Source organism: Gemmobacter sp. (assembly GCF_046292685.1).
Lineage (GTDB): Bacteria > Pseudomonadota > Alphaproteobacteria > Rhodobacterales > Rhodobacteraceae > Wagnerdoeblera.
Window position 1 is genome coordinate 1 of the sequence record NZ_JBKBQM010000096.1, and the last position, 4,292, is coordinate 4,292.

Sequence of the window (4,292 nt, forward strand, 5' to 3'; positions counted from 1 at the left end):
GGGGACCCTCGCCCGCGGCACCGCGGGCCGACCCCGGCCGGCGCCCCTGCCTTACCCCTTGATGCTTTCCACCGTCAGCCGGCCGTTGGTGTAGACGCAGATGTCGGCGGCAATCGCCATCGCCTTGCGAGCCACCGTTTCGGCGTCGAGGTCGGTTTCCAACAGCCCGCGCGCCGCGGCGAGGGCATAGTTGCCGCCCGAGCCGATGGCGGCGACGTCGTGTTCGGGCTCCAGCACGTCGCCCGCCCCGGTCAGCACAAAGACCTGCGCCCCGTCGGTCACGATCAGCATGGCTTCGAGGTTGCGCAGATACTTGTCCATGCGCCAGTCCTTGGCCAGCTCCACGCAGGCGCGCAGCAACTGGCCGGGGGCGGCCTCCAGCTTCTTTTCCAGCCGTTCCAGCAGGGTAAAGGCATCGGCCGTCGATCCGGCAAATCCCACCACCACCTCGCGCCCGCCGGGCGCCAGACGGCGCACCTTGCGCGCGCTGCCCTTGATGACGGTCTGGCCCAGGCTCACCTGCCCGTCGCCGGCCACCACCACCTGCCCGCCCCGGCGCACCGCCAGGATCGTGGTGCCATGCCAGCCCGGAAACCGCTCGTCGGCCATGCGCTGCCCTCCTGCCATGCTCCGATATGGCCGCCCTGCCGCCGGCGCGCAAGCCCCGGCCGGGGCGGCGCGACCTCAGCCGCGGATCGCCTCCAGCAGGCGATGCACGTTGTCGGGGTCGGCGTCGGGGGTGATGCCGTGGCCGAGGTTGAAGATGTGCGGCCCGCCGGCAAAGGCCTTGCAGATGCGCCGGGCCTCGCGCGTCAGCGCCTCGCCCCCCGTCACCATCAGCGCAGGGTCCATGTTGCCTTGCACGCAGCCATCCACCTGCACATGCGCTGCCGCCCAGTCGGCCGACACCGAATTGTCCAGCGCCACGCAATCGGCCCCGGTCTTGCGCGCAAAGCCGACATAGGCCTCGCCTGCCTCGCGCGGAAAGGCGATGACCGGAATGCCCGGATGCCGCGCCTTGACCTCGGCGATGATGCGGGCGATGGGCGCGACGCAGAAATCCTCGAAATCCGGGCCCTTCAGCGCGCCGGCCCAGCTGTCGAACAGCTTGACCACTTCGGCCCCGGCGTCGATCTGGGCCGACAGGTATTCCACCGTCGCCTCGGAAAGCCGGTCGATCAGCGCCTGAAACGCCGCGCGGTCGGCGGCCTTCATCGCGTGCGCCCCCGCCTGGCCATCCTTGCCGCGCCCGGCGACCATGTAGGTCGCCACCGTCCAGGGCGCGCCGGCAAAGCCGATCAGCGTGGTTTCGCGCGGCAGTTCGCGCGACAGGATGCGCACGGTTTCATAGACCGGCGCCAACGTGTCGTGGATGGCATCGGCCGGCTTCAGCGCCGCCACGCCGGCAGCGTCGGTCACGGTGGACATGCGCGGGCCTTCGCCGGTTTCGAACCACAGATCCGCCCCCAGCGCCTGCCCGATCAGCAGGATGTCGGCAAACAGGATCGCCGCGTCGAAGCCATAACGCCGGATGGGCTGCAAGGTGACTTCCGCCGCCAGATCAGGGGTATAGCAGAGCTTCAGGAAATCGCCCGCCCTGGCCCGCGTCGCGCGATATTCCGGCAGATAGCGCCCGGCCTGCCGCATCAGCCACACCGGCGGCACAGGCAGGGTTTCGCCGTTCAGCGCGCGCAGCAGGGTCTTGTCGGTCATCTGGTCCTCCGGTCCTGCCCTTGGGTCGCGCGCGGGACCGGGCTTGTCAATGGGGAGTTGTCAGGCGAAGTGGACAAGGCTAAGCCTGTGGCCATGACGCATCCGCTTCCCTCCCCCGCCCGGCCCTTGCGCATCGGCACCCGCGGTTCGCCGCTGGCGCTGGCCCAGGCGCACGAAACCCGCCGGCGCCTGATGGCCGCCCACGCCCTGCCCGAACAGGCGTTCCAGATCGTCGTCATCAAGGTTTCCGGCGACGACCGCACCCTGATCGCCGCCGACAGGCCGTTGAAGGAAATCGGCAACAAGGGCCTGTTCACCCGCGAGATCGAGGAGGCGTTGCTGGCCGGCACCATCGACATCGCCGTGCATTCGATGAAGGACATGCCCACCGCGCAGCCGGAGGGGCTGGTGCTGGATTGCTACCTGCCGCGCGAGGATGTGCGCGATGCCTTCGTCTCGCCTTCGGTGGAATCGCTGGCCGACCTGCCGGCCGGCGCGGTCGTCGGCTCGTCCTCGCTGCGCCGGCGGGCGCAACTGGCCAACCGCCGGCCCGACCTGCGGCTGGTCGAGTTTCGCGGCAACGTGCAGACCCGGTTGCAGAAGCTGAACGATGGCGTCGCCACGGCCACCTTTCTGGCGATGGCAGGGCTGAACCGGCTGGGGCTGGCGCATGTGGCGCGCGGGGCGATCGACCCCGAGGACATGTTGCCTGCGGTGGCGCAAGGCGCCATCGGGATCGAGCGTCGCAGCGCCGATGCCGGCACCGCCGAATTGCTGGCGCCCATCCACGATCTGCCGACCGGGCAGCGGCTGGCGGCGGAACGCAGCTTTCTGGCCAGGCTCGACGGGTCTTGCGAAACGCCCATCGCCGGGCTTGCCGTGATCGAAGGCGGCGCGCTGTGGCTGCGCGGCGAAATCCTCGCCCCCGACGGGTCGCGCGCGATCCGGGGCGAACGCCGCGGCCCCCTCGCCGAAGGCGCGGCAATCGGTGCCGATCTGGCGCAGGGGCTAATGGCCGAAGCCGGCCCCGGCTTTTTCGCCTGGAAAGGCTGAAACCTCGGCGCTGCATCACCTCGGGTGCCGACGCCCGCCGAACATGTGGTTGCGCGGCCGCGCGCCCGGGCAGGGTTGCGCGCCTCGGCGGCGATGAATGATCCGAAGGTTATCCGGGACGATGGCGCAAGCCCCGGGGTGGGCGCCCGGCAAGTCGTCTCGGCGCCCGATCTGCGGCCGGTGGGTGCCCGGGCGATGCTCTGGCCGGGATGCGACCTGTTTCGTATCGGAAACGACTTTTCCGCTTGTCTTTGCGCGGCAAGCCCGCTAGGTGTTGCGGCGGGACACCCTTCCCCAACGAAGGGCATATATCTGGAAGGATACCAGACATGGCACCGACCGCCCCGGCTGCGCGCCCGGCCAACCCGCGTTTTTCTTCGGGCCCTTGCACGAAGATCCCCGGCTTTACCCTCGACATGTTGTCCGATGCGCCGCTGGGCCGGTCGCACCGCGCCACCGTCGGCAAGGCCAAGCTGAAAGAGGCCATCGACCTGACCCGCGAGATTCTGGGCGTGCCGGCGGATTACCGCATCGGCATCGTGCCGGCATCGGACACCGGCGCGGTGGAAATGGCGATGTGGTCGCTGCTGGGCGCGCGCGGCGTGGAAATGCTGGCCTGGGAATCCTTCGGCGAAGGCTGGGTGACCGATGTGGTCAAGCAGCTGAAGCTGGATGCCACGGTGCGCAAGGCGCCCTATGGCCAGATCGTGGACATGGCGGCGGTCGATTACGACAAGGACGTGGTCTTCACCTGGAACGGCACCACCTCGGGCGTGCGGGTGCCCAATGGCGATGCGATTCCCGCCACCCGCGCCGGGCTGACCATCTGCGACGCCACCAGCGCCGCCTTTGCGATGGACCTGCCTTGGGACAAGCTGGATGTCGTGACCTTCTCGTGGCAGAAGGTGCTGGGCGGTGAAGGCGCCCACGGGATGCTGGTGCTGTCCCCCCGCGCGGTGGAACGGCTGGAAACCTATACCCCCGCCTGGCCGCTGCCCAAGATTTTCCGCCTGACCTCCAAGGGCAAGGTCTCCGAAGGCATCTTTGCCGGCGAAACCATCAACACCCCCTCGATGCTGGCGAACGAGGATTACCTGGTCGCGCTGAAATGGGCCAAGGCCATCGGCGGCCTGCCCGCGCTGATCGCCCGGGCCGAGGCGAATGCGAAAACCGTGTGGGAATTCTGCGCCAGCCGCGACTGGATCGCCAACCTGGCCGAGGATCCGGCCACGGCCTCGACCACCTCGGTCTGCCTGAAGTTCACCGACCCGCGCATCGCCGACGGCGCCGCCTTTGCCAAGGCCGTGGCCAAGCGGCTGGAAAAGGAAGGCGTGGCGCTGGACGTCGGCGCCTATCGTGACGCCCCCCCCGGATTGCGCATCTGGTGCGGTTCCACCGTGGAACAGGCCGATGTCGCCGCCCTGATGCCCTGGATCGAATGGGCCTACAGGGTGGAAATCGCCGCCCTGGCCCAGGCCGCCTGAGCAAACCCGCCCCGGGCCCGACCCGGGGCCTCCCCCCCCCCG

The 4,292-nt window shown here is 69.4% G+C and carries 4 protein-coding genes; 2 read left to right on the top strand and 2 right to left on the bottom strand.

Translation table 11 applies throughout. From position 1 onward, the window contains the following. Positions 1-51: 51 nt before the first annotated feature. Both hslV and hemE read right to left on the bottom strand, forming a co-directional pair. Positions 52-609, bottom strand: coding sequence for an ATP-dependent protease subunit HslV (gene hslV, locus ACK4S2_RS15630; protein WP_409626481.1), 558 nt, complete (start codon positions 607-609; stop codon positions 52-54). 75 nt (positions 610-684) lie between these two features. After that, a complete protein-coding gene (hemE, locus tag ACK4S2_RS15635; RefSeq protein ID WP_409626484.1) occupies positions 685-1,713 on the bottom strand; it encodes a uroporphyrinogen decarboxylase in 1,029 nt (342 codons plus the stop codon). Positions 1,714-1,806: 93 nt separating this feature from the next. On the opposite strand from hemE, the gene hemC reads away from it, so the two are divergent. Then, positions 1,807-2,766, top strand: coding sequence for a hydroxymethylbilane synthase (gene hemC, locus ACK4S2_RS15640; RefSeq protein WP_409626487.1), 960 nt, complete (start codon positions 1,807-1,809; stop codon positions 2,764-2,766). Between the two features lie 329 nt (positions 2,767-3,095). Next, the gene (locus tag ACK4S2_RS15645; protein ID WP_409626490.1) at positions 3,096-4,250 is read left to right on the top strand and encodes a phosphoserine transaminase; all 1,155 of its coding nucleotides are present in this window, start codon (positions 3,096-3,098) and stop codon (positions 4,248-4,250) included. The last annotated feature ends 42 nt before the right edge of the window (positions 4,251-4,292 follow it).

Bases quoted from the DNA above. Each gene is read 5' to 3' on its own strand.
- hslV (WP_409626481.1), bottom strand. From the start codon at position 609: ATGGCCGACGAGCGGTTTCCGGGCTGGCATGGCACCACGATCCTGGCG.
- hemE (WP_409626484.1), bottom strand. From the start codon at position 1,713: ATGACCGACAAGACCCTGCTGCGCGCGCTGAACGGCGAAACCCTGCCT.
- hemC (WP_409626487.1), top strand. From the start codon at position 1,807: ATGACGCATCCGCTTCCCTCCCCCGCCCGGCCCTTGCGCATCGGCACC.
- ACK4S2_RS15645 (WP_409626490.1), top strand. From the start codon at position 3,096: ATGGCACCGACCGCCCCGGCTGCGCGCCCGGCCAACCCGCGTTTTTCT.